24 protein-coding genes and 1 pseudogene are annotated in these 23,890 nt (G+C 67.9%); 8 read left to right on the top strand and 17 right to left on the bottom strand.

The window, feature by feature from the left end:
* Nucleotides 1-56: 56 nt before the first annotated feature.
* A complete protein-coding gene (locus KF892_18970; protein MBX3627105.1) occupies nt 57-509 on the top strand; it encodes a DUF494 domain-containing protein in 453 nt (150 codons plus the stop codon).
* 68 nt (nt 510-577) lie between these two features.
* On the opposite strand, the gene KF892_18965 is transcribed toward KF892_18970, so the two are convergent.
* From KF892_18965 to yajC, 4 genes are read right to left on the bottom strand one after another with little or no spacing between them, the layout of a single operon-like run.
* Nucleotides 578-2,887 carry a DUF1631 family protein gene (locus tag KF892_18965; GenBank protein ID MBX3627104.1) on the bottom strand — a complete coding sequence of 770 codons (2,310 nt, stop codon included), beginning with the start codon at nt 2,885-2,887 and terminating at the stop codon, nt 578-580.
* A 42-nt stretch (nt 2,888-2,929) separates the two neighbouring features.
* Nucleotides 2,930-3,964: a protein translocase subunit SecF gene (secF, locus tag KF892_18960; protein ID MBX3627103.1), complete on the bottom strand. Its 1,035-nt coding sequence runs from the start codon at nt 3,962-3,964 to the stop codon at nt 2,930-2,932.
* A 35-nt stretch (nt 3,965-3,999) separates the two neighbouring features.
* The gene (gene secD, locus KF892_18955) at nt 4,000-5,877 is read right to left on the bottom strand and encodes a protein translocase subunit SecD (GenBank protein ID MBX3627102.1); all 1,878 of its coding nucleotides are present in this window, start codon (nt 5,875-5,877) and stop codon (nt 4,000-4,002) included.
* 48 nt (nt 5,878-5,925) lie between these two features.
* Nucleotides 5,926-6,255, bottom strand: coding sequence for a preprotein translocase subunit YajC (yajC, locus tag KF892_18950; protein ID MBX3627101.1), 330 nt, complete (start codon nt 6,253-6,255; stop codon nt 5,926-5,928).
* A gap of 242 nt (nt 6,256-6,497) precedes the next feature.
* On the opposite strand from yajC, the gene KF892_18945 reads away from it, so the two are divergent.
* On the top strand, nt 6,498-7,433 hold the full coding sequence (locus KF892_18945) for a CysB family HTH-type transcriptional regulator (protein MBX3627100.1): 936 nt from the start codon (nt 6,498-6,500) through the stop codon (nt 7,431-7,433).
* Between the two features lie 13 nt (nt 7,434-7,446).
* Here KF892_18945 and KF892_18940 read toward each other — a convergent pair whose 3' ends face one another.
* The 5 genes from KF892_18940 to KF892_18920 all read right to left on the bottom strand — a co-directional run bounded on the left by KF892_18940 (nt 7,447) and on the right by KF892_18920 (nt 12,431).
* Nucleotides 7,447-8,523: a sulfate ABC transporter ATP-binding protein gene (locus KF892_18940; GenBank protein ID MBX3627099.1), complete on the bottom strand. Its 1,077-nt coding sequence runs from the start codon at nt 8,521-8,523 to the stop codon at nt 7,447-7,449.
* A gap of 10 nt (nt 8,524-8,533) precedes the next feature.
* Nucleotides 8,534-9,409 (bottom strand): sulfate ABC transporter permease subunit CysW, encoded by an 876-nt coding sequence (gene cysW / locus KF892_18935; protein MBX3627098.1) that lies wholly within the window; start codon nt 9,407-9,409, stop codon nt 8,534-8,536.
* A 7-nt stretch (nt 9,410-9,416) separates the two neighbouring features.
* On the bottom strand, nt 9,417-10,250 hold the full coding sequence (gene cysT / locus KF892_18930; GenBank protein MBX3627097.1) for a sulfate ABC transporter permease subunit CysT: 834 nt from the start codon (nt 10,248-10,250) through the stop codon (nt 9,417-9,419).
* Between the two features lie 24 nt (nt 10,251-10,274).
* Nucleotides 10,275-11,303: a sulfate ABC transporter substrate-binding protein gene (locus tag KF892_18925; protein MBX3627096.1), complete on the bottom strand. Its 1,029-nt coding sequence runs from the start codon at nt 11,301-11,303 to the stop codon at nt 10,275-10,277.
* 117 nt (nt 11,304-11,420) lie between these two features.
* Nucleotides 11,421-12,431 (bottom strand): sulfate ABC transporter substrate-binding protein, encoded by a 1,011-nt coding sequence (locus KF892_18920; GenBank protein MBX3627095.1) that lies wholly within the window; start codon nt 12,429-12,431, stop codon nt 11,421-11,423.
* 224 nt (nt 12,432-12,655) lie between these two features.
* Here KF892_18920 and KF892_18915 point away from each other — a divergent pair, with 224 nt between their 5' ends.
* From KF892_18915 to KF892_18900, 4 genes are all read left to right on the top strand, one after another.
* Nucleotides 12,656-13,198 carry a hypothetical protein gene (locus KF892_18915; GenBank protein ID MBX3627094.1) on the top strand — a complete coding sequence of 181 codons (543 nt, stop codon included), beginning with the start codon at nt 12,656-12,658 and terminating at the stop codon, nt 13,196-13,198.
* Between the two features lie 15 nt (nt 13,199-13,213).
* A complete protein-coding gene (locus tag KF892_18910; GenBank protein ID MBX3627093.1) occupies nt 13,214-13,681 on the top strand; it encodes a hypothetical protein in 468 nt (155 codons plus the stop codon).
* 94 nt (nt 13,682-13,775) lie between these two features.
* A complete protein-coding gene (locus KF892_18905) occupies nt 13,776-15,209 on the top strand; it encodes an NAD-dependent succinate-semialdehyde dehydrogenase (protein MBX3627092.1) in 1,434 nt (477 codons plus the stop codon).
* A 104-nt stretch (nt 15,210-15,313) separates the two neighbouring features.
* Entirely contained in the window at nt 15,314-15,526 is a 213-nt protein-coding gene (locus tag KF892_18900; GenBank protein ID MBX3627091.1) for a DUF2061 domain-containing protein, read from the top strand.
* Nucleotides 15,527-15,629: 103 nt separating this feature from the next.
* On the opposite strand, the gene KF892_18895 is transcribed toward KF892_18900, so the two are convergent.
* The gene (locus KF892_18895; protein MBX3627090.1) at nt 15,630-19,955 is read right to left on the bottom strand and encodes a DEAD/DEAH box helicase; all 4,326 of its coding nucleotides are present in this window, start codon (nt 19,953-19,955) and stop codon (nt 15,630-15,632) included.
* A gap of 115 nt (nt 19,956-20,070) precedes the next feature.
* Between KF892_18895 and KF892_18890 the strand changes: the two genes are divergently transcribed.
* On the top strand, nt 20,071-20,454 hold the full coding sequence (locus KF892_18890; GenBank protein MBX3627089.1) for a DUF427 domain-containing protein: 384 nt from the start codon (nt 20,071-20,073) through the stop codon (nt 20,452-20,454).
* A gap of 61 nt (nt 20,455-20,515) precedes the next feature.
* On the opposite strand, the gene KF892_18885 is transcribed toward KF892_18890, so the two are convergent.
* Complete coding sequence (locus KF892_18885) at nt 20,516-20,881, bottom strand: hypothetical protein (protein ID MBX3627088.1); 366 nt, start codon at nt 20,879-20,881, stop codon at nt 20,516-20,518.
* Between the two features lie 113 nt (nt 20,882-20,994).
* Here KF892_18885 and KF892_18880 point away from each other — a divergent pair, with 113 nt between their 5' ends.
* Nucleotides 20,995-21,363, top strand: a complete 369-nt coding sequence (locus KF892_18880; GenBank protein ID MBX3627087.1) for a thioredoxin family protein — start codon at nt 20,995-20,997, stop codon at nt 21,361-21,363.
* Here KF892_18880 and KF892_18875 read toward each other — a convergent pair whose 3' ends face one another.
* From KF892_18875 to KF892_18850, 6 genes and pseudogenes are all read right to left on the bottom strand, one after another.
* Complete coding sequence (locus KF892_18875; GenBank protein MBX3627086.1) at nt 21,364-21,759, bottom strand: DUF2784 domain-containing protein; 396 nt, start codon at nt 21,757-21,759, stop codon at nt 21,364-21,366. It abuts the gene before it with no gap.
* Nucleotides 21,752-22,285 carry a class IV adenylate cyclase gene (locus KF892_18870; GenBank protein ID MBX3627085.1) on the bottom strand — a complete coding sequence of 178 codons (534 nt, stop codon included), beginning with the start codon at nt 22,283-22,285 and terminating at the stop codon, nt 21,752-21,754. The genes KF892_18875 and KF892_18870 overlap by 8 nt, the downstream gene beginning before the upstream one ends.
* A gap of 1 nt (nt 22,286) precedes the next feature.
* Nucleotides 22,287-22,394, bottom strand: a pseudogene (locus tag KF892_18865) (GNAT family N-acetyltransferase).
* An 18-nt stretch (nt 22,395-22,412) separates the two neighbouring features.
* On the bottom strand, nt 22,413-22,766 hold the full coding sequence (locus tag KF892_18860; protein MBX3627084.1) for a hypothetical protein: 354 nt from the start codon (nt 22,764-22,766) through the stop codon (nt 22,413-22,415).
* Nucleotides 22,767-22,804: 38 nt separating this feature from the next.
* Nucleotides 22,805-23,467: a VOC family protein gene (locus KF892_18855; GenBank protein ID MBX3627083.1), complete on the bottom strand. Its 663-nt coding sequence runs from the start codon at nt 23,465-23,467 to the stop codon at nt 22,805-22,807.
* A 21-nt stretch (nt 23,468-23,488) separates the two neighbouring features.
* On the bottom strand, nt 23,489-23,806 hold the full coding sequence (locus KF892_18850) for a hypothetical protein (GenBank protein ID MBX3627082.1): 318 nt from the start codon (nt 23,804-23,806) through the stop codon (nt 23,489-23,491).
* Nucleotides 23,807-23,890 lie beyond the last annotated feature (84 nt).

Raw genomic sequence — 23,890 nt, 5'->3', positions numbered from 1 at the left:
CGGAGCGGTGCATTTATTCCGCTTCCACTCGAAGCCTGCTGGGTTATCATGAATTCATGTTCGACGTGCTCGTCTACCTGTACGAAAACTACTGGCGGCCGGATGCCTGTCCTGACCATGCCCAGCTGACCCGCAAACTGTCGGCCATGGGCTTCGAATCGGACGAGATCGAAGAAGCCCTCACATGGCTCGACGGTTTGGCCACCGCCGCCGAGTCTTACGTCGGCGAACAACTGCCCGACAGCCTGCGTGTCTATTCCGTGGCCGAGCAAGAGCATCTGGGTGAAGACTCGATCGGCTTCGTGAGCTTCCTCGAATCCGCGGGCGTGCTGCCCCCGTCGATGCGCGAAATGGTGATCGATCGTGCCACCGCCATCCCTGGCGGCCCCGTCGACCTGGAAGACCTCAAGATCATCGTGCTGATGGTCTTCTGGAGCCTCGGCGAAGAGCCCGACGCACTGATCCTCGACGAACTCTTCGTGGCCGAAGAAGATCGATTGATTCACTGAAGTCCGCGAGGACCCCCATGAAAAAGCCGCCTTCGGGGCGGCTTTTTTCATGCCTACGGATGAGACGGCTAGTTGAGCAGCCGGCTCGGATCGACGTCGAGCTTGGCCAGAGCGCTGCGCGTGGCGCGCACCGTCAGCGATTCGTCTTGCGCCGGCACCAGCAGGCCCGCCTGCAGGAACGCCGCCAGGCGGTTCTGCTGGAACAAAATGCCGCGCCCATGCGGCGACACGAAGAGCGTCAGCTGGCGGCGCAACCCTTGCCACACCAGCTGCACAGCCTCGTTGCGGTTGCGGTAGTCGAGCATGTACCAACCCCCCACCTGCAGCTCCTTGGCCCAGGCGAGCATGGCCGGCGTCGCCATCGAGCCGCCCTCGCCGACCACTTCCAGCTCGGCGCTTTCGTGGCCAGACAGGTCGAGCACCATCGACTCGTCGATCTCGATGTCGTCAGATTCGGGCAGCAGCTCTTCCAATGTCTCGAGCCGCGCCATCAGCTCCTCCAGCCGCTCGGGAGCGATGGTCGCGGTCTTCGCCGTGAAGGCGGCGGCCAACGAGTTGTTGAGCTTCTGGATGTGCTCGTCCTGCTTGTCGGCTGCGATGTTGGCGTGGTCCATGCCTTCGCGCAGCGTCTTCAGCAGGGGCGGCAGGCGGCGAATGACCTCGGCCCGCTCTTCACGCGACACCTTCGCACTGGCCGACCAGATCAGGTCGGCCGCTACGCGCTTCATGGCTTTGGTTTCGTTGCCCTGCGGCCCGTGCTTGACCGCGGTCATCGCCATCACGTCGGCCCACACATGGAAGAGGAATTCACGCACCCCTTCCTGAACCGGCACCTCGTTGAGCATCTTGCGCAACTCGATGGTGTACTGGATCGCGAGCGTCTCGCGCTGCTCCACCTGCTGCGCCAGCGAGACTCCCTTGCGGGTCATCTCGTTCTCGTTCTTGAAATAGTGCTCGAGGAACTTCTCGAACTCGGTGAGCACGGTCTGGAACACCCGCCGGCCGGTGTCGGGATAGGCCTCGACCACCTGCACCACACGCTTGATTTCCTTCTCGAGCGTGTCGGCCACGGCGCGGCTCGTGGAGTCGAACCCCATCACGCATGCGCCCATGCGGTCGATCAGTCGGCGTGCCGGGTGGTCGACGGTGGCGAAGAAGTCGGGCTCGCTCACCGCCACCCGCAGCACCGGCATCTGCAGCCGAGCGAACCAGACGCGCACCACGGCCGGAATGCGCTCCTCCATCAGGATGCTCTGGAACAGCAGCGCGACGATCTCGATGGTGGCGCGCTCCACCTGGGTCGACGCCGCCTGCTTCAGCGCCTGCTTGCGCTGGTGAAGCTCTTCCAGCAGCGCAGGCGTGCTGACAGGGCCTTCGGCGGCACGGGCGCCATCGGCCTGCACAGCACCGCTCGTCGTCACCAGCCTGCGCTGGATGCCCTGCTGCGCCTCGTTGATCGCCGCCTTCAGACCCGCCGAGGGCTGATGCGGCATCTGGGCGGTGCCGGCGAAATCAGGCACCTGGCGACCGATCAGCCGGTTGAGCCGGCCAAGTACGGCTTCAGCGTGGTCGGAGCCTCGCGCGAAACCGCCGGCACGCGTCATCAGGCGGGTTTCTTCGCCTACCGTCCCGAGTCGGCCGTGTGCGCTGGTCCCAGACACCGGCGCCGGCGCGCTGGGGGCGCCACCGCTGGTGACAGGTGCACCATACGAGTTGCGCGTGCGCCGGATGAACGGCCGCAGGTCGATCTCGGGCAAGACGCGCTGCTGGATCAACCAGCGGTTGGTCTCGTGGTACGCCTCTTCGGCGAAGTGCGCGAATTCTTCGTGCAGCACCGCCTGCAGCGTGCGCCAGGCATCCTGGCTGAGCGAGGCGCTGCGCCAGGCACCAGTGAAGATGCGGGCCAGCACATGCGGGCGCAACACGTCGTTGGCGTCGAGCTCGTCGCGCTTCTCGAGCGCCGACATGCGTGAGCGCAGGTCGGTGAACTCCCACGATGCACGGTCCATCATCGCCAACGCCAGGCGCGAGCTGAGGATCTCGACCTCGATGGTGTCATCGTCGACCAGCGCCATGCCGGGGCTGGTGCGTCCGGGTGGCGGCAGATCACCGGGGCGCGACGCCGACACGACACCGCTCACCAGCGAGCCACGCAACGCGGAGATGATCCCGCTGATCCAGTTGGGCGCAGCTTTGCGCAGATCGGCGGCGACGTCGCGCCGCTTGTACTGGAGGCTGTGCTCGGCGGTCTGCCCGGCGAGCAGGCGGGCACCCTCTTCCACCGCATGCACCACACTCGGCACGCCGCTCAATAGGCGCTCTACGTAAGAGCGTCGCGCCTGGGCGGCCAGGGCCAACGAATCGGCGGCGGTCGCCATGTGACGGTTGGTCGGGGTTTCTCGGTAAGGGATGCCCTTACTCTACACCACCGCCCCGGCGTTCGGGTCGTTCGGATCGACGTCCTTCGAGGGGCCGGACTTCATCAGATCCTCGCGCTTCACCCCCAGCCACATGGCAATCGCGGCGGCGACGAACACCGACGAATAGATGCCGAAACAGATGCCGATCGTCAGCGCGATCGCGAAGTAGTGCAGCGTCGGGCCGCCGAAGATCAGCATCGACAGCACCATCATCTGCGTGCTGCCGTGGGTGATGATGGTGCGGCTCATCGTGCTGGTGATCGCGTGGTCGATCACCTCGTGGGTGTTCATCTTGCGGTATTTGCGGAACGCTTCACGGATCCGGTCGAAGATCACCACCGACTCGTTCACCGAGTAGCCGAGCACCGCCAGCACCGCCGCCAGCACCGAGAGCGAAAACTCCCACTGGAAGAACGCAAAGAAGCCCAGGATGATCACCACGTCGTGCAGGTTGGCGACGATGGCGGCCACCGAGAATTTCCACTCGAAGCGAAACGCCAGGTAAATCATGATGCCGATGACCACGAAGGCCAGCGCCTTCGCCCCGTCTTCGGCCAGCTCACGCCCCACCTGCGGCCCGACAAACTCGCTGCGCGCGAGCACCACCGGCTCGGCGCCATTGGCCTGGCAGACCGGCTTGTCGATAACTTCGCCCTTGTCGGTCTTCACCGCCTGGTGCGACACCGTGCCCGACTCGGCCTTGCACAGCTCGCCAAAGACCTTCTCGACCACGTCGCCGGCCTTGCCGTCGCCACGCACCGGCAGGCGGATCAGCACATTGCGCGTGTTGCCGAAGTTTTGCACCTGCACTTCGCCGGCCTTCAGCCCCTCGACCGTGGCGCGCACCTTGGCGATGTCGGCCGCCTGCGCGTAGTGCGCCTCGATCAGCGTGCCGCCGGTGAACTCGATCGAGAGGTGCAGGCCGCGGGTGATCAGGAAGAACACGGCCAGCAGGAAAGTCGCGGCCGAGATGATGTTGAACACCAGCGCATGCCGCATGAACGGGATGTCGCGGTGGATGCGGAAGAACTCCATGAGTCAGGTCCGGTTGTGTTCTTGTTGAGGCGGGATCAAGTGTTCGCCGGGGTCTCGGCCGGCGCAGCCTTGGGCTTCCACACCTGCCCGATCGACACGCTCTTGAGCTTCTTCTGGCGGCCGTACCAGAGGTTCACCAGGCCGCGCGAGAACACGATCGCCGAGAACATCGAGGTCAGGATGCCAAGGCAGTGCACGACGGCAAAACCCTTGATCGGGCCGGAGCCGAACGCAAAGAGCGCAATGCCGGCGATCAGCGTGGTGACATTGGAGTCGAGGATGGTGGCGAACGCCCGCTCGTAGCCGGTGTTGATCGCCGCCTGCGGCGACGCCCCGCCGCGCAGTTCCTCGCGCACCCGCTCGTTGATCAGCACGTTGGCGTCGATCGCCATGCCAAGCGTGAGGGCGATGGCCGCGATGCCCGGCAACGTCAGCGTCGCCTGAAGCATCGACAGTACCGCCACCAGCAGCAGCAGGTTGAAACCAAGCGCCAGCGTCGAGAACACACCGAACAGCAGGTAGTACACGCACATGAAGACCGCGATCGCAGCAAAGCCCCAGATCACGCTGTTGAATCCCTTGGCGATGTTGTCGGCGCCGAGCGTCGGGCCGATGGTGCTTTCTTCGATGATCTCCATCGGGGCGGCCAGCGAGCCGGCGCGCAGCAAGAGGCTCAGGTCGTTGGCGGCCTCGGTGGTGCCCATGCCGGTGATCTGGAAATCATTGCCGAACTCCCCCTGGATGCGCGCGACCGTCAGCACCTCGCCCTTGCCCTTCTCGAACAAGATGGCGGCCATGAAGTTGCCGACGTTGTTGCGCGTCATCTCGCGCATCAGCCGGCCGCCCTTGGCGTCGAGGCTCACCGACACCGCCGGCTGGTTGTTCTGGTCGGGGCGCGGCTGCGCATTCGTCAGCATCTCGCCAGTGGCGACCGCTTCCTTGTAGGTGACGACCGGCGCGCCGCGGCCCACCGTGAAGCGCTCGCGCCCGAACGGCACCGGCCCCACGCCTTCGGTGGCCGCCCGTGCCTCGGCCGACATGTCGACCAGGCGGAATTCGAGGTTGGCCGTGCGGCCGATGATGTCTTTCGCCTTGGCGGTGTCCTGCACGCCGGGGAGCTGGATCACCACACGGTCGGCGCCCTGCTGCTGAATCACCGGCTCGGCCACGCCGAGTTCGTTGACGCGGTTGTGCAGGGTGGTGATGTTCTGCTTCAGCGCCGCGTCTTGCACCGCGCGCGCGGCTTCGGGCTTGAGCGTGCCGATCAGCTTGGTGTCGGTGCCGTCGGGTGCCTGCGTCCATTGCAGGTCGGTCATCTGCGACAGCAGGTCGGCCGCCGCCTTCAGCGTCTCGGCATCGCGGAAGCGGATGTCGACTGCGTTGCCGTCACGGCCGATGCCGGCATGGCGCAGGTTCTTGTCGCGCAGCTGCGAGCGGATGTCGCCGACGATCGACTCCATCTTCTTGCTGAGCGCGGTCTTCATGTCGACCTGCATCAGGAAGTGGACACCGCCGCGCAGGTCCAGGCCCAGGTACATGGGCAGCGCACGCATCGAGGTCAGCCACTTGGGCGAGCGCGACACCAGGTTCAGCGCGACGATGTAGCTGGGGTTGGCTGGATCGGGATTGAGCGCCTTGGAGAGTTCGTCTTTCGCCTTGAGCTGCGCGTCGCCGTCGGCGAAGCGCGCCCTGACGCTGTTGCCTTCGAAGACCACGAAGTCGGGTTGCAGGTTGGCCGCCTTCAGCACATCGCTCACGCGCTGAGCGGTCGAGCTGTCGAGCTTGAGCGTGGCCTTGCCACTGCTGACCTGAACCGCCGGCGCCTCGCCGAAGAAGTTGGGCAGCGTGTAGATCAGCCCCACCAGCAAGGCGACCGCAAGGATCGCGTATTTCCACCACGGGTAGCGGTTCATGTCGTGTCTTTCACGGCGCCGGCTCGCGCCGGCTTGTCTCTCAGGTTCTTATTTGAAGGTGCCCTTGGGCAGCACCTGGACCACGGCGCCGCGCTGCACCTGGATCTCGACGTTGTTGGCGATTTCCACGTGCAGGAAGCTGTCGCCGAGCTTGGTGACGCGGCCCAGCACGCCGCCGGCCACCACCACTTCGTCGCCCTTGGCGATGGCGTCGATCATGGCCTTGTGCTCCTTCTGCCGCTTCATCTGCGGGCGGATCATCACGAAGTACAGCACCACGAACATCAGGACGATGGGCAGCATGCCCGTCAGGCCGCCCAGCGGATCGGAGGCGCCGGCCGCGGGGGCAGCTTGTGCGAATGCTTCGGAAATGAACACGTGTGGATCCTCGTTGGGGCAGAAAGCGCGCGAAATGGCGCCCGCCAGAGTGAAAGCTTGGAATTGTATGCCCCTCATCCTGGGCCAGCGATGGGGGCCTGGGCGCAGACCCGGGTGGCGGCCAGAGGTTCCAAAGACCCGCGACTTAATCGTTTTTTGGATAAGGAAAGCAGCTTTAAGTCGTTCCTCAACTACGGACGGCTGCCGATACTGCGCTCCCGTCACGATTTCCGCATGTCGCCATGAACTTTCAGCAGCTTCGCTCCGTGCGAGAGGCCGTGCGCTGCGGCTTCAACCTGACCGAGGTCTCCAAGGTGCTGCACACCTCGCAGCCCGGCGTGAGCCGCCAGATCCGCGAGCTGGAGGAAGAGCTCGGCGTCGACCTCTTCGCGCGCGCCGGCAAGCGCCTCACCTCGCTGACGGCGGTGGGCGAGGTGGTCGCCCCCATCGTCGAGCGCATGCTCAACGACGCCGAGAACCTGAGGCGCGTGGGCGAAGAGTTCACCCAGGCGGTGCACGGCCGGCTCTCCATCGCGGCCACCCACTCGCAGGCGCGCTACGCCTTGCCTGGCGCGGTGCGCGACTTCCGCCAGCGTTACCCGCAGGTCACGCTCAACCTGCACCAGGGGTCACCCAAGCAGGTGGCCGAGATGCTGATCTCGGGCGAGGCCGACATCGGCATCGCCACCGAAGCCCTCACCCAGTACGACGCGCTCGTCACCCTGCCCTGCTACCGCTGGACGCACAGCGTCATCGTGCCGCCCGGCCACCCGCTGCTCGACGGCCGGCCGCTCACGCTCGAGCGGCTGTCGGAGTTCCCGGTCATCACCTACGGCCCGGGCTACACCGGCCGCCTGCACATCGACGAAGCCTTCCAGGCCTCGGGCCTCGACTTCAACCTCGTGCTGACCGCGATGGACGCCGACGTGATCAAGACCTACGTCGAACTCGGCCTGGGCGTGGGCATCGTCGCCTCGATCGCATTCGACGAAGAGCGCGACCGCAACCTGCGGGCGATCGACGCACGCCACCTCTTCGCCGTCAACCTGACCAAGCTCGCGGTGCGGCGCGGCAGTTTCCTGCGCGCCTTCGTGTACGACTTCATCGAGACCTTCGCCTCGCCGCTCAAGCCCGAGGTGGTCGAAGCGGCCATGCGCGGCGAGCCGGTCGCCGAGTGAGGCCGCCGCCGCATCAGATCATCGCGGCCGGGTCGATCTCTTCGGTCTGCGGGCCCTGGCCGCCGGCGAGGAAACGCGTCACACGGCGCGGTTTCAGGTAGACTTGGCTGCCGGTCACGAGGCCGAGCTGGTCGCGCAGCGCGGTGTAGTCGGCGCGGGCCATCTCCACGTCGACATAGCTGCCGTCGTCCTGGCGCTTGAACTCGATGCGCGTCTGCGGGCCGACGGTGAGCGCCTGCGAGAGCGTCACCGCCAGCGTGCCCTCCGACGGCGTGGCCACGATCTCCAGCTCGTGCGGGCGCACGTAGCTCACGTCGTCGGGGTCGACGTTGCCGCCGGGTGAGTGGCCGAAACGGCCGTGGAAGAGGTTCACGTCGCCGAGGAACTGCAGCACGAAGGGCGTGGCCGGGCGGTCGTAGACCTCGTCGGGCGTGCCGTCCTGCTCGATCTTGCCGAGGTTCATGACGACCACGCGGTCGGCCACTTCCATCGCTTCGTCCTGGTCGTGGGTGACGAAGACGCTGGTCACGTGCATCTCGTCGTGCAGGCGGCGCAGCCAGCGGCGCAGCTCCTTGCGCACCTTGGCGTCGAGCGCGCCGAAGGGCTCGTCGAGCAGCAGCACCTTGGGCTCGACCGCGAGCGCGCGGGCAAGCGCGATGCGCTGGCGCTGGCCGCCCGAGAGCTGGTGCGGGTAGCGGTCGGCCAGCCAATCGAGTTGCACGAGCTTGAGCAACTCCATCACCTTGGCCTTGATCTGCGCCTCGCTCGGCCGCGTGGCCTTGGGCCGCACGCGCAGGCCGAAGGCCACGTTCTCGAAGATGCTCATGTGGCCGAAGAGCGCGTAGTGCTGGAACACGAAGCCGACGTTGCGGTCGCGCACGTCGTCATACGTGGCATCGGCGCCGTGGAACGACACCGTGCCCGAATCGGGTCGCTCCAGCCCCGCGATGATGCGCAAGAGCGAGGTCTTGCCCGAGCCCGACGGGCCCAGCAGCGCGACGAGTTCACCCGACGGGATGTCGAGGTTGATGTTGTCGCAGACGACGGTCTTGCCGAAGGCCTTGTTGAGGTTGCGGATTTCGATGCTCATGCCATGTCCTTCATTCGCTTCGGCCTTCGGCCTCGCGCTTCTGCGCCTTCACGCGCTGCTCGACCAGATACTTCAACACCAGCGTGACCAGCGCCAGGCCGGCCAGCAGCGAGGCCACGGCAAACGCGGCGGCGAACTGGTATTCGTTGTAAAGGATCTCGATGTGCAGCGGCATGGTGTTGGTCTGCCCGCGGATGTGGCCCGACACCACGCTCACCGCGCCGAACTCACCCATCGCCCGCGCATTGCACAGGATCACACCGTAGAGCAGCGCCCACTTCACGTTGGGCAGGGTCACGCGCCAGAAGATCTGCCATCCCGAGGCGCCGAGCACCCGCGCGGCCTCTTCCTGCTCGACGCCTTGCGCCTGCATCAGCGGGATCAGCTCACGCGCGATGAACGGGAAGGTGATGAAAACGGTGGCCAGCACGATGCCCGGCAGCGCGAAGATGATCTTCAGGTCGTGGTCGCGCAGCCACTCGCCGAACCAGCCCTGCAGGCCGAAGATCAGCACGAAGATCAGGCCCGAGATCACCGGCGAGACGGAGAACGGAAGGTCGATCAGCGTGAGCAGCAGGTCCTTGCCGCGGAAGTCGAACTTGGCGATGCACCACGCCGCCGCCACACCGAACACCAGGTTGAGCGGCACCGAGATGGCCGCGGCCAGCAGCGTGAGTTTGACCGCCGACACCGCGTCGGGCTCGGTGATGGCCGCGAGATAGACGTCGACGCCCTTCTTGAACGCCTCGAAGAACACCGCGACCAGCGGCACGAAGAGAAAGAGCGTGAGAAACAGCAGCGCCACCGTGATGAGGGTGCGCCGCACCCACGCCGGCTCGGCGGTGGCGTCGATGGCGTTGCGGTGGGAGACGGGCAGAGCAGTCATGGTGTCTTCAGCGGCCCTGGCGGCGGCGTGTCCACGCCTGCAGCAGGTTGATGGCCAGGAGCATCGCGAAGGCCGCCACCAGCATCACCACCGCGATCGCGGTGGCGCCGGTGTAGTCGTACTGCTCCAGCTTGGTGATGATGAGCAGCGGCGTGATCTCCGAGACCATCGGCATGTTGCCGGCGATGAAGATCACCGAGCCGTACTCGCCCAGCGCCCGGGCGAATGCGAGCGCAAAGCCGGTCAGCAGTGCCGGCGAGACGATGGGGAAGATCACGTGCCGGAAGGTCTGCCAGCGCGAGGCCCCGAGCGTGGCCGCGGCTTCTTCCAGCTCCTTGTGCATGTCTTCCAGCACCGGCTGCAAGGTGCGCACGACGAAGGGCAGGCCGATGAAGGTGAGCGCCACGAACACCCCCACCGGCGTGAAGCTCACCTTGAACGGGAGGTACTGGCCGATCCAGCCGTTGCCCGAGTAGAGCGCGGTGAGCGCGATGCCGGCCACCGCCGTGGGCAGCGCGAACGGCAGGTCGACCAGCGCATCGATCACCCGCTTGAACGGAAAGCTGTAGCGCACCAGCACCCAGGCGACGACGAGCCCGAACACCGCATTGAGCAGCGCCGCCGCGAACGACGCACCGAAGGTCAGCCGGTACGAGGCCAGTACACGCGGCGTGGCCACCGCCTCCCAGAAGGCGGGCCACGTCATCGTGAACGTCTTCAGGAATGCCGCCGACAACGGGATCAGCACGATGAAGCTCAGGTAGAGCACCGTGAAACCGAGGGCGAGGTCGAAGCCCGGCAGCACGGAGTGCCGCCGCAGCAGAGTGCGCGAAAGGAACATGACGCCTGCGGTCTGCGCCGCTCGTTATTTCTTGATGGCCGCGAGGATCTGGTCGTAGACCGCGCCGTCGTCGAAGTGCTCCTTCTGCGCCTTGGTCCAGCCGCCGAAGGCTTCGTCGATGGTGAAGGTGTTGACCTTGGGGAAGTCCTTCGCGTACTTCGCAAGGATCTTGGCCGAGCGCGGGCGGATCTGGTGCTTGGCTGCGATCTCCTGGGCCTCGTCGCTCCACAGGAACTTGAGGTAGGCCTCGGCCTGCTTGCGGGTGCCCTTCTTGTCGACCACCTTGTCGATCAACGACACCGGGTTCTCCGCGAGGATGCTCCACTTCGGGTAGACCACATCGAAGTTGTCGCCGAACTCGGCCTTGATGAGGTTGATCTCGCTCTCGAAGGTGCACAGCGCATCGCCGATGTTGCGTTGCGCGAAGGTGGTGGTGGCGGCACGGCCGCCGCCATCGAACACCGGCACGTTGGCGAAGATCTTCTGCACCGTCTCGCGGGCCTGCGCCTGGGTCGCACCGCCCTTCACGAGCGCGCCCCACGCGGCCACGTAGGTGTAGCGACCGTTGCCGGTGATCTTGGGGTTGGGGATGACGACGCTCACGCCGGGCCGTGCGAGGTCGGCCCAGTCCTTGATGCCCTTGGGGTTGCCCTTGCGCACCAGGATCACGGTGGTGGACGTGGTGGGCGCGCTGTTGTCGGGCAGGCGCTTGGCCCAATCGGCCGGGATCAGCTTGCCGCGCGTGGCGATGGCGTCGATGTCGCTCGACTGGTTCATCGTGACCACGTCGGCCTCGAGCCCGTCGATCACCGCGCGGGCCTGCTTGCTCGAGCCGCCGTGCGATTGGTTGACCGACACGTCTTCGCCGGTCTGGGCTTTCCACTGCTTGATGAAAGCGGGGTTGATTTCCTTGTAGAGCTCGCGCGCCACGTCGTAGCTCACGTTGAGCAGCGTGGGCCCCGCGGCAAGTGCCCCCGGGGCGACCTGGAGCGCAGCGGCCGCCACCGCGAGAGACAGGACCGAGCGACGGGAAAAGGCATGAGAAAAGCGCATGACGAAGGGCTCGCTAAGAAACAGACCGTCGATGCTACGGCCTCATGAAAACTCGGGAAACGACAAGATTTGAGTTTGCTTATTCGCTGCCCGAGTGAGAGCCCCTGCTGTCGTGTCTTACTTGCTCTTGGTGTAGATCTGGTCGAACACGCCGCCGTCGGCGAAGTGCGTCTTCTGCGCCTTGGTCCAGCCGCCGAAGAGCTGGTCGATCGTGAAGAGCTTCACGGCCGGAAACTGCTTCGAATACTTCGCGGCCACTTTCGCGTCGATCGGGCGATAGAAGTGCTTCGCCGCGATCTCCTGGCCTTCCGGCGTGTAGAGATAGTCGAGGTAGGCGGTGGCGACGGCACGGGTGCCCTTCTTGTCGACGACCTTGTCGACCACGGCCACCGGCGGCTCGGCGAGGATGCTCGACGGCGGGTAGACGATGTCGAACTTGTCGGTGCCGAACTCCTTCAGCGACAGGTGGGCTTCGTTTTCCCAGGCGAGCAACACGTCGCCCTGGCCGCGCTCGGCGAAGGTCACGGTCGAGCCGCGGGCGCCGGAGTCGAGCACCGGCACGTTCTGGAACAGCTTGGCGATGTACTCCTTCGCCTTCGCTTCGTTTCCGCCGGGCTGCTGCAATGCCCAGCCGTAGGCGGCCAGATAGCCCCAGCGCGCACCGCCTGAGGTCTTGGGGTTGGCGGTGATCACCGACACGCCCGGCTTGACCAGGTCGCCCCAGTCCTTGATGCCCTTCGGGTTGCCCTTGCGGACCAGGAAGATGTAGGTCGAGGTGTAGGGCGAGCTGTTGTGCTTCAGGCGCTTCTGCCAGTCGGCACCGAGCAGCTTGCCCCGCTCGGCGATTTCGTCGATGTCATACGCCAGCGCCAGGGTGACGACGTCGGCATCGATGCCGTCGATCACCGAGCGGGCCTGCTTGCCCGAGCCGCCATGCGACTGTTTGATGCTCACGTTGTCGCCCGTCTTGGCCTTCCAGTGCTTGGCGAAGGCGGCGTTGTACTCGTGGTACAGCTCGCGCGTCGGGTCGTAGGAGACGTTGAGCAGGGTCACGTCCTTGGCGGCGGCGGTGCCAGCCACGAGGGCCAGCGCAGCGGTGGCGAGCAGGGTGCGGATCGAAGTCTTCATCGTGAGGGGCCCGGGGCCGGAATTTGCGGGGAATGCCGTGCATGCTAGGGAGCGGCCCCCGTTCGGCGAACGAAGAAAACAGCGCTTGCTTGCTCGCGAACCAACTAAGCCGAATCGGCACCAAGCGTCATGGCGGCCGGCTGCATTGCTGGTGTGTAAAGACGTCAACGACGCCACGCGCGCGGCCGTTCCTCAAGATCGACAACGATGACCCGGGTGCCCCCATGAACCCTGCACTCCGCCCCCACCTCCCCCGTTCGGCCGCCTGGCCGCTGGCCGTGCTGGCCGCCGCCTCGCTGATGGGCTGCGCCCAGATGCCCACCGGGCCCACGGCCCACGTGATGCCCGGCCCGAACAAGCCCTTCGAGGTGTTCATCGCCGACGACAAGCTCTGCCGCGATTGGGCCCACAGCCGCATCGGCGGCCCCGGCAGCGACGCCGCCGCCCAGCGCTTCGCCGCCGCCACCGCCACCGGCGTGGTGCTCGGCGCCGCGGCCGGCGCGCTGATCGGCGGCACGCACAGCAGCGCCGGGGTCGGCGCGGCCGTCGGCGGCATGACGGGCGCGGCGGTCGGCTCCGACCAGAGCAACTACGCCGCCGGCAGCGCTCAGCGCCGTTACGACATCGCCTACCAGCAGTGCATGTACGCCAAGGGCAACCAGGTGCCCGGCGTCGGTTACTCCGGCTACCGCACGGCCCCGGCGCCGGTGCCGCCCGTACCACCCCGGCCGCCCGAGGGCATCCAGCCCCCGCCGCCCCTGCGCTGACCCGAGGAGCCTTTCATGAACGCACGCCTCGCTGTCCCCCTCAAAGCCCTCACCCTGGCCGCGGCGCTTGCCGCCGCGCTCGCCCCGGCCCTCGCCGAGGCCCACCCGCGCGGACGTGTGAGCGTGTGGATTGGTGGCCCCTTCTGGTGGCCCGGTTATTGGGGCCCGATGGTGGTGGAGCGCCCGGTGGTCGTGCAGCCGCCCGCCGAGCCGCTGGTGGTGCAGCCCGCGCAGCAGGCGCACCTCTGGTACTACTGCCGCGAGGCGCAGATGTACTACCCCTACGTCACGTCCTGCCCCTCGCCCTGGCAGGAAGTGCCGGCCACCGCCGCGCCCGCGGCTCCGGTCGCTCCAGCGGCTCCGGCACAACCGCCGTGCCGGCTCAGCCCGCGGCGCCCGCCCCTGCCGCGGCGGCCTCACGCACGGCGCCCGCGCCGGTGCCGCCTGCCCCGGCACGCTGACCCGCACACCCCCAGGCGCTGAACCTGGGCGACAACCTGGGCTTGCCGGACGCGGAACAATCTTCGTTCCGCGTGGCCGCGCGCCACCTCACGCACCTCCCAGCCCAGGACTCCCCATGTACTCAGACGTCTCCCTGTTCATCGACGGCGAATGGACCGCCGGCACCAGCGGCAAGAGTGAGCCCATCCTCAACCCCGCCACCGGCCAGGCCCTGGCCCGCCTGCACCACGCCGGCATCGCCGAACTCGACCGCGCCCTCGCCGCCGCCGACAAGGGCTTCAAGCAATGGAAAGCCGTGTCGCCCTTCGAGCGCTACAAGGTGCTGCGCAAGGCCGCCAACCTGATGCGCGAGCGCGCCGACGAGATCGCCCAGCTGATGACGCTGGAGCAAGGCAAGCCGCTGATGGAAGCCAAGATGGAAGCGATCTCGGCCGGCGACCTGATCGACTGGTTTGCCGAAGAGGCGCGCCGCACCTACGGCCAGATCGTGCCGCCGCGGGCCGAGGGCGTGACCCAGCTCGTGATCAAGGAGCCGGTGGGCCCGGTCGCGGCCTTCACGCCGTGGAACTTCCCGATCAACCAGGCGGTGCGCAAGGTGTCGGCCGCGCTCGCCGCCGGTTGCTCGGTGATCCTCAAGGGGCCGGAAGAAACGCCCGCGAGCTGCGCCGCGCTGATCCGCGCCTATGCCGATGCCGGCGTGCCGGCCGGCGTGATCAACCTCGTGTTCGGCGTGCCGAGCGAGATCTCGGAGTACCTGATCCCGCACCCGGTCATCCGCAAGATCACCTTCACCGGCTCCACGCCCGTGGGCAAGAAACTCGCCGCGCTCGCCGGCCAGCACATGAAGCGCATCACGATGGAACTCGGTGGCCACGCCCCGGCCATCGTGTTCGACGATGCCGACGTGGCCTCGGCCGCCAAGCAGCTGGCAAGCGCGAAGTTCCGCAACGCGGGGCAGGTGTGCGTGTCGCCCACGCGCTTTCTCGTGCACGAGTCGGTGTACGCGCAGTTCGTCGACGGTTTCGTGGCCACGGCCTCGCAGATCAAGGTCGGCGACGGCCTGCAGAAAGACACCCGCATGGGCCCGCTCGCCAACAGCCGGCGTGTGGAGGCGATGCAGATGTTCGTCGACGACGCAGTGGCCAAGGGCGCGAAGGTGGCGCTCGGCGGCAAGCGTGGCGCGGGCGCTGGCTATTTCTTCGAGCCGACCGTGCTGACCGATGTGCCGGCCGACGCGCGCATCCTGCACGAAGAGCCCTTCGGCCCCATCGCGCCGATCATGCGCTTCAAGACCTACGACGAGGTGGTGGCCGAGGCCAACCGCCTGCCCTTCGGCCTGGCCGCGTATGCGTTCACCAAGTCGCTCAAGACGGCGACGGCCATCGGCAGCGCCATCGAGAGCGGCATGGTCTCGATCAACCATTTCGGCCTCGCCCTGCCCGAGGTGCCCTTCGGCGGCATCAAGGATTCGGGCTACGGCACCGAAGGCGGCAGCGAAGCGATCGACGCCTACCTCAACGCGAAGTTCGTGACGCAGACCGGGCTCTGACCCGGCCTAGGCCGGTGGTGGCTATGGCGGCCATCGGCCGATTTGATGAGAATCATTCTCATCTACAGGCACACTGACGACACTGCGTTTCACAGGAGTTCGTCATGGCCCGCCACGTCAAGAAAACCACCAGCTTCGCCGTGCTGCACTTCAGCGTGGCCTTCGGCGTCACCTACGCCATCACCGGCAGCTGGCAGGTCTCGGGGGCCGTCGCGCTGATCGAGCCGATGGTCAACACCGTGGCCTTCTTCTTCCATGAGCTGGTGTGGTCGCGCCGCGCGCAACCGGCGCTCGTGCCGGTTCAGGCCGACCGCTGAGCGTGCACTGCCCGCGCCGGGGCCGAGGCCGAGGCCGAGGCCAGCATCAAGTCGACCACGCCCTCGGCCGAACAGCCGACGATGGCAATGTGCAGGGGTGTCGTCACAGCGTCAGCTCCAGAAAGCGCAAACCCGGCTCCAGCGACAGCGCCCGCGTGGCGAGCTGCAACTGCTCGGGCGACAAGGTGACGAGCGCGTCGACCTGACCGGCCACGCTCGTGGCGATGGGCACGCCGCCCCGGTACAGCACCTTCGAGCCCGCCACGCGCGGCAGGCGCGGGCCGGCGAGCACGGTGCCCAGCAGGTTGGCCGGGTCGGATGCCGAGAGGCACACCAGGTGCTCGTCGGGCGGCTGGCGGCGCACCTGCCGCATCGAGGCGATGGCCTCGGGCAGCGCGAACTGCTCGCCGGTGCCGCCGTCGATGAACCGGCCGCCGCGGATCTCGCCGCGCGCTTCGAGCCGCCGATACACCCGCACCAGCTCGCGCCACGGCGGCAGCCACGCCGCCTCGCGCTCGACGATGCGCCAGGCCACCACGCCGTAGCGGCGCAGCAGCACCCGCGCCACATGCTCGAGGGCTTCGGCCGGCAACGCGGTTTGCGTGGACACCGGCTGGCGCACCAGCGTCCAGCGGCCGGCGTCTTCGATGCTGAAGAGCGGCACGCGCCGCCGCTGGCGCGAGGCCGCGGTCGCGCGCTTGGCCGCCGGCACGAGCAGCGCGCGCAGGCCGGCGTAGCTGTCGCAGTTCACCCGGCCCCGCACCACGAGTTCGCTCAAGGCTTCTTCCAACTCGGCCTGCAACAGGCGCGTGCCGTGGGCGATCTCGTCGAAGAACGAGGCACCGTGCTCGGCGAGGTAGGCCACGGCGCGTTGGGCGCGTGACGAGAGTTGCGCGTCGTCGCTGCCCGGGGGTGCGAGGCTCGCCCAGAGTGCGGCGCTGCGCCGCGGCAGCAGGAGCACCGGCGTGCTGCGCAGCGACGCCCCACCGGCACGGCTCTCGCTCGCCAAGGGCCGCAAGCGCAGCCAGAGGGTGCGGCCTGCGGTGCAGAGGTCGTCGAGCCAGCCGCTGGAATAGTCCTTCACCCGCGCGGGCAGCAGCTCGGCCTCCCACAGGGCGGCGGGGGCTTCGAAGCCTTCCAGCTGCGACAGCACGCCAGCCAGCGCCTCGGGCCCGCTCACGCGGCTGTCGGCGCCCACGCGTTGCCACTCGAAGAGGAAGCGGGCGAAGTCGCGCGGCGCCACCGGCTCGATCTCTCGCCGCAGGCGCTTGAGCGTGTAGCGGTGGATGCGCGCGAGCAGGTGCCGCTCGCACCATTCGACATGCGGTGTGCCGGGGGTGAAGTGGCCCTGCATCACCGAGCCTTCCGACTGCAGGGCCGAGAGTGCGAATTCGATGTCACCGAGAGGCACCGCGAGCTGGTGCGCCAGCGTCTCGGCGCGCACCGGCCCGAGCGCACTCAGGCGCGAACGCAGCAGTTCCTGCAAGGCCTCTTCGCGCGAGGCGGGCGGTGTGTCGTAGCCCGCAGGGGCTTCGATCTCAGGCACGCGCGTGGCGTGCGGGTGCACGGCGGCCACCTGCACCAGCCGCTCGGCGGCCACCCACAGCACCGCGCCCTCGGCCTGCAGCGCGGTCGCACGCTTCACCTGCGCGAGGGCGGCCAGCCACGCCGCCCACCCCGCGTGCTGCGTGGCCTCGTCGTGCGTGACGAGGCCGAGCCCGTTCAGCACTTCGTGCATCTCATCGGCATGGCGCGGCTGTGGCCACGCTTCCTCGCGCACGTTGGCAATGGCCTCGGCGTCGAGCTGCCCGAGGTCACCCGCGTCGGCGGGCCCATCGCCATAGCGGCGCGCCTGCACCGCCTGGGTGCGGCGCTCTTCGATGGGCGCATCGTCGAGGTAGGCGTAGGGCCGCGCACTCAGCGCTTCGGCTGCGAGCGGCGACGGGGCCGGCAGGTCGCGCGCCAGCACCCTCACCTCGCCCGACTCGATGCGCCGCAGCAGCGCAAGAAAGCCTTGCGCGTCCATCGCGTCGTTCAGGCAGTCGTCGAGCGTCTGCGCGACCAGCGGGTGCTCGGGGATCTCGCGGTCGCCGACGATGTTTTCGCCGCACGCCACCTGGTCGGGGAAGATCGACGCGAGCAGGTCTTCGGAGCGCATGCGCTGCAGCTGCGGCGCCACCTTGCGCCCGCCGGTGAAGCGCGGCAGGGCCAGTGCGTTGGTGGCGTTCCAGCGCCAGCGGGCGCCGAAGAGCGGCGCGTCGAGCAGCGCCTGCAGCAGCACGTCGAGCGCGGTGTTGCTGTGCAGGTAGCGCGCCACTTCCTCCAAGGGAAAGCTGTGGCTGGTGGACAGCGACAACACGATCGCGTCTTCGGTGGCGGCCGCCTGCAGCTCGAAGTTGAACTGGCGGCAGAAGCGCTTGCGCAAGGCGAGGCCCCAGGCGCGGTTCAGGCGGCTGCCGAAGGGCGAGTGCACGATGAGCTGCATGCCGCCCGACTCGTCGAAGAAGCGCTCGAGCACGATGCAGTGCTGCGAGGGCAGCTCGCCGAGCACCGCGAGCGCCCGCGCAAGGTGGTCGACCAGCTGGCGCGCGGCGGCGTCTTCGAGCCGCAGGGTGTCGACGAGCCACTGCCGCGCCGCGTCGACGCCCTGCTCGGCGATCGCACGCGCCAGCTCCTCTCGCAGCCGCGAGACGCCGGCCGACAGCTCGTCGCTGCGCCCCGGCGCTTCGCCCAGCCAGAACGGGAGGTTGGGCGGCGCACCGTGGGCGTCTTCCACCCGCACGCGGCCGGGCTCGATGCGCAGGATGCGGTAGCTCGTGTTGCCGAGCTGGAAGATGTCGCCGGCCAGGCTTTCGACCGCCCAGTCTTCGTTGACCGTGCCCACCTGCGTGGCCTGCGGCTCGAGCAGCACGGTGTAGTCGCCGGTCTCGGGGATGGTGCCGCCCGAGGTGAGCGCGGTCATGCGCGCGCCGCGCCGCTCGCGCAGGCGGTGGTGCACGGCGTCGCGGTGCACATAGGCGCCGCGCTGGCCGTGGCGGGTGGTGTAGCCATCGGCCAGCATGCGCACCACCGCGTCGAAGCGCTCGCGCGGCAAGGCGGCATACGGCCAGGCGCGGCGCACGAGTTCGTAGAGCGCGGTCTCGTCCCACTCCTGGCAGGCGATCTCGGCCACGATCTGCTGGGCCAGCACGTCGAGCGGCGCGGGCGGGATGTGCAGCGCGTCGAGCTCGCCGCGGCGCACGCAGTCGAGCAGCGCCGCGCATTCGACCAGCTCGTCGCGCGACTGCGGGAAGAGCCGCGCCTTGGGCACGCCACCCACCGCGTGGCCGGAGCGGCCCGCACGCTGCAGGAAGCTCGCGATGGAACGCGGCGAACCGAGCTGGCAGACGAGTTCGACATCGCCGATGTCGAGCCCGAGCTCCAGCGAGGCGGTGGCCACGAGCAGCGTGAGCTCACCGCACTTCAGGCGCTGCTCGGCCTCGAGCCGCGCTTCCTTCGCGAGGCTGCCGTGGTGCGCGGCCACCGACTCCTTGCCCAGCAACTCGCCGAGGTGCCGTGCCGCGCGCTCGGCCATGCGGCGGGTGTTGACGAAGACGAGCGTGGTGCGGTGCTCCTGCGCCATCGCCGCCACCTGGCGGTAGACCTGCTCCCACTGGTCGTTCGACATCACCGCGCCGAGCGGCGTGGGCGGCACGGCCAGCGCCAGGTCGCGTTGCTTGGCGTAGCCGATGTCGACGATGTGGCAGTCGGCCACGCCACCGTGCACCGCCGCCGTGCCGACGAGAAAGCGCGCCACTTCCTCGATCGGCTTTTGCGTGGCCGAGAGGCCGATGCGGCTCAGGCGCACGCCACACAGCTGCTGCAAACGTTCCAGCGACAGCGCGAGGTGGCTCCCGCGCTTGCCGTCGGCGATGGCGTGGATCTCATCGACGATGACCGCGCGCACGGTCGACAACATCGTGCGGCCCGACACCGAGCCGAGCAGCACGTAGAGCGACTCGGGCGTCGTGACGAGGATGTGCGGCGGGCGCCTGAGGCTCAGCTGCCGCTCCTTTTGCGGCGTGTCGCCGGTGCGCACCGCGGTGCGGATCTCGACCTCCGGCAGGCCGAGCGCGGCGAGCTCGGCGCGTATGCCGGCGAGCGGCGCTTCGAGGTTCAGGCGGATGTCGTTCGACAAGGCCTTGAGCGGCGAGACGTAGACCACCACCGTCTCGTCGGGAAGGCCTTCGGGGCGCAGGCCCTGTCGCACCAGGCCATCGAGCGCGGCGAGGAAGGCGGTGAGCGTCTTGCCCGAGCCGGTGGGCGCCGCCACCAGCGTATGGCGGCCTGCGCGGATGGCCGGCCACGCGGCGGCCTGCGCCTCGGTCGGCGCTGGGAAGCGCTTCTGGAACCACTGGGCGACGGCAGGGTGGAAGTCTTGCAGGGGCATGGCCAGGCCAGCATATCGCCCTCGCCTGCCGCGCTGCTGTCATGCACCCGCGATACACCGGCAACGGCATGGGGTTTGCCGACACAGGGCATTGCTTGCCTCACAGGAGTTCACGATGCGCAAATCACCGGGGTACCAGAAGGACCCCGACCATCTTGTGCGGGAGCAGCCCCTCGGCCTGTGGATGAAGGTGGAGGTCGACGGCGACGTGATCTCCGATTCCATCGACGTGGTGCAGGTGGTGGAAGACCACCACCCGGTGCGCTATTACTTCCCGCGGGAAGACGTGGCCATGCAGCGGCTGGTGCGCTCCGACACCACGAGCGACTGCCCGTACAAGGGCCGCGCGACGTATTACTCGCTGAAGCTCGACGCGGGCCTGCTGCGCGATGCGGCGTGGAGCTATGAAGCGCCCTATGAGGAGCACCAAGGCCTGCGCGGGCGCGTGGCGTTCTGGGAAGAGAAGATCCCCGGCGTCCTCATCGAGCCGAAGCTCTGAGCGGCCGGGTGTGCGCCACGCACAGGCGGACGGGCGCGTGGCCCGTCGCCCGAACCCACGCTTACTTGCTGTGGGTGTCCTTGATGTCCTTCTTCTCGTTCTCGTAGACCATCTTGGCTTCGGCCTTCTCTTCCTTGGCCTGGGCGCGCGCGTGCTTCTTGCAGGCGTGCTCGGCCATGCCGTTGGACGAGACCTCGCAGTCGGCCTTGTTCAGTTCCTTGTTCGCCTCGGCGATCTTCTTGCGCGCCTTGTATTCGCCCTTGGCGGTTTCCTTCGCGTCCTTGCCTTCCTGGGTCAGGACGCTCGGCGCGGTTGCGGGCGCGGCGCCAGGGGAACCGGAGTTCGGCGCGGTGGTGGTGGTCTGCGCCGTGGCGAGGCCGCAGCCCAAGGTGGTGGCGACGATGGCGGCGAGTAGTTTCTTGCTCATGGATGTATCTCCTTCAGCGACTGGACACCCAGCCTGCCCCGGTTGCGGCAACTCGCATTCCGAAACCTGCCGCGCGCGGCACGATGCGGCGCGGTCTGAGATGATCCGGGGCAATGTCTGACACGCCCACATCCTCTGCACCCCTGCTCGTGGTGTGCCTGTGCGCCGAGTGGTGCGGCACCTGCCGCGATTACCGCAGCATCTTCGAGGAGGCGGCGCAGGCCTTTTCCCACACCGGCGACATGCGCTTCGTGTGGGTCGACATCGAAGACGAATCCGAATTCGTCGACCCCGTCGAGGTGGAAAACTTTCCCACCTTGCTGGTCAGCGATGCCGATGGCGTGCGCTTCTTCGGCACCGTGCTGCCCCACAAAGACACCCTCTGGCGCCTGCTGCGCAACGAGCGCGAAGGCCGCCGCGGTACACCGCACCCCGATACCGAGGTGCAGGCGCTCGCCAAGCGCCTCTGGTCACGCGCCTGATCATCGCCGGGGCGGGAAACGCCACCACGCGGCGGCCACCGCCAGGCCGAAGAGCGTGTAGGCCACGGTGAACACCCAGGGCGGCGCCTGCCAGAAGAGCAAGGCCTGCAACCAGTGCTCGATGAAGCTGCCGGCGTAGGTGCTGTCGCGCGCCTGAGCCCGTAGCCACATCTCGAGCGTGGTGAGCGGGCACACGACACCCCACCACGCTTCGGCGACGACCACACCGATGGTCAGCAGGTGGGCGAGCCGGAACCACCAGGCGTTGACCCACGGCCACGATCGCAGGTTGCCCACGACGACCAGCACCAGGCCGCCCACGACGAAGAGCACGAGCGACACGTGCAGCACCAGCACGGCATCGGCAAGCAGCTGGTAGAGCGGGGCGTCAGCCATCGCGTGCGTGCGCTGGCGCGCGGGCGAGCAGGTCGACGTAGGCGTCTTCGACCAGCTGATGGGGCTGCACGCCGAGCGCGGCCATGAGGCGGTGCGCCTCGTCGACACCGGCCGACACAGGCTCGGCCTCGTCCATCACCACTTCGAGTTCGAGGAACTCGCCGAGGCCCTGCACGCGGTCGAGGTGCACCCGCGTGCGACCGACAAGGTACAGCGTGCGCTGCTTGATCACACGGCCGCACGCGCCATGCGCAAGCGTCAGCGCCTGCCGCAGCGCGGCGGGGTCGTGGGTCGGAGCGCGCACGTAGAACGACTCCTTCGGGCCGGGCTGGTTGTCGCGTTGGTAGAAGATCAGCTCGCCGTGCGTGGCGGAGAACGCCCGCAGCTTCAGGCGGCCGTTGTCGCAGTGGAAGAAGGTGTCGTCCTGGAGGATCTCGGTCGGGCCTTCGGCACCCAAGGGGCGCAAGGCGTCGACGATGGAGTCGATGCCTGCGATGCGGGCCTTGATCTCGATGTTGCGTGCCATGTCAGTGCGGCGGCCTCGCGATGAAGGCTTGTTTGCCGTGGCGGTCGAAGGCGGCGCGCTCATAGAAGCGCAGGGTGGCGTCGTCTTTCCGGCCGGTCATGAGCATCATGAAGGTGAAGCGGTGGGCCTACTTGCAGCCGGTGCTCGGCAGCAGCCGCGCGGGGCTGTCGCCCTCGGCCACGCGGACACAGCTGCCCACCGGAAACCCGGCATGGGTGCTCTGCACCCGCAGCGAGCGGCCGTCTTCGAGCGCGACCAGGTGCTCGTAGACCGGCTTGAGCACCGACTCCTGGAGCGGCTGACTCGACATCGCCCGTTCGCGGATCGGCACCTGGGGCCGGGACGCCGAGCGCTCCATCGTCGTGGACACGATCTTGCGTTCCTGGACCTTGCCCAGGGCGCCTTTGTCGGCGGCGCTCTCGGGAGCATTCGCGCAGGCGGAGAGCAGGATCAGCGAGGTCAGGAGGAGGGTCGTGCGCATGGGAAGGTCTTGAGGGGGCGGAGCGGATCGGTTCGATGCTAACGCTGCAGGAGAGGGGCTTGCGGGCCCAGCCGTCGGAGCCCGTGCGGGGTGCGGATGTGCGCCACGATTCCGGGCGATGCGGCCTCGCGCACCGTGAGGTCGACGCCTGGCTCTGCCACCTGAAGCGTGTCGAGCACATTGCGCAATGCGGGTGTGTCGGGGTGCAGCAGCTCCAAGGCGACCAGTGCACAACCCAGGTCGAGCAGGCTGCGGGCGGGATGCGTGGCGGTTTGCCACTGGATCAACGCCTGCGCCGCGCCACCGAAGGGTAGGTGGCCATCGTCCGGGATCGAGATGCGCCATTCCAAAGTGCCCCTGGATTGGGTCTGCGGCGCGCCCAGCGGCGCAGGACAGTCGCGCAAGGCACCGACGATGTCGTCGGTGCGCGCCACCCAGCAGGCAAGGCGCGGCGGCGTGCCGGGCGAGAGGCGGTCCAGCTCGAACCACCGTGGGCGCGGCGGACGAGGCGCGTTCGGATTGACGGCGATCACCTCGAGGAACACGGCGTCACCGAGGCGCAGCAGCAGGTTGTGCGTTCCCATCCGCGGGTGTTCGCCGCCTGGCTGCGGCCTCACGCCCAGAGACTCGAACACCAGCTCAGCGCCTGCTTCGAGCGTAGCGGCGGTGATGGTGATGTGGTCGATGCGGCAGGTCGGCACGGGAACCCCTCGGGCGCGGCACTACGCCTTGGGCTTGGCCGGGCGGATGAGCGTCTGCTGGAACCAGGCTTCATTCATCTGCGTGAGGAACGGCACCGTGATCGGGAAGCCCGATTTGTCGCCCAGCACCGCTTCGCTGCCACAGCGCGGGCACATCGCGGTCTGGCCCTCGATGGCCTTCGGGTCGTCAGCGTTGTGCATGTCCAGGCCCGTCCAGCCCACCACTTCGTCGGACCCGAAGGTCTGCACGCAGTTGCAGCAGCCGCAGACCTTGCTCGCGAGGATCTGCGACCAGTTGTTCGTGGTGTAGCGGTACGCCGCGACGAGGGGGTTTTTCATGCTTCGGGTGGCGAAGTTGCGCGAGCCGGCGCACGGCGCGTGCGCGGATGCCATAGCGTACCCAAGACCGGCCGCGTTCCACGG

The sequence above is a fragment of the Rhizobacter sp. genome, assembly GCA_019635355.1.
GTDB lineage: Bacteria > Pseudomonadota > Gammaproteobacteria > Burkholderiales > Burkholderiaceae_C > Rhizobacter.
This window is presented reverse-complemented; position numbering and strand designations above follow the sequence as displayed.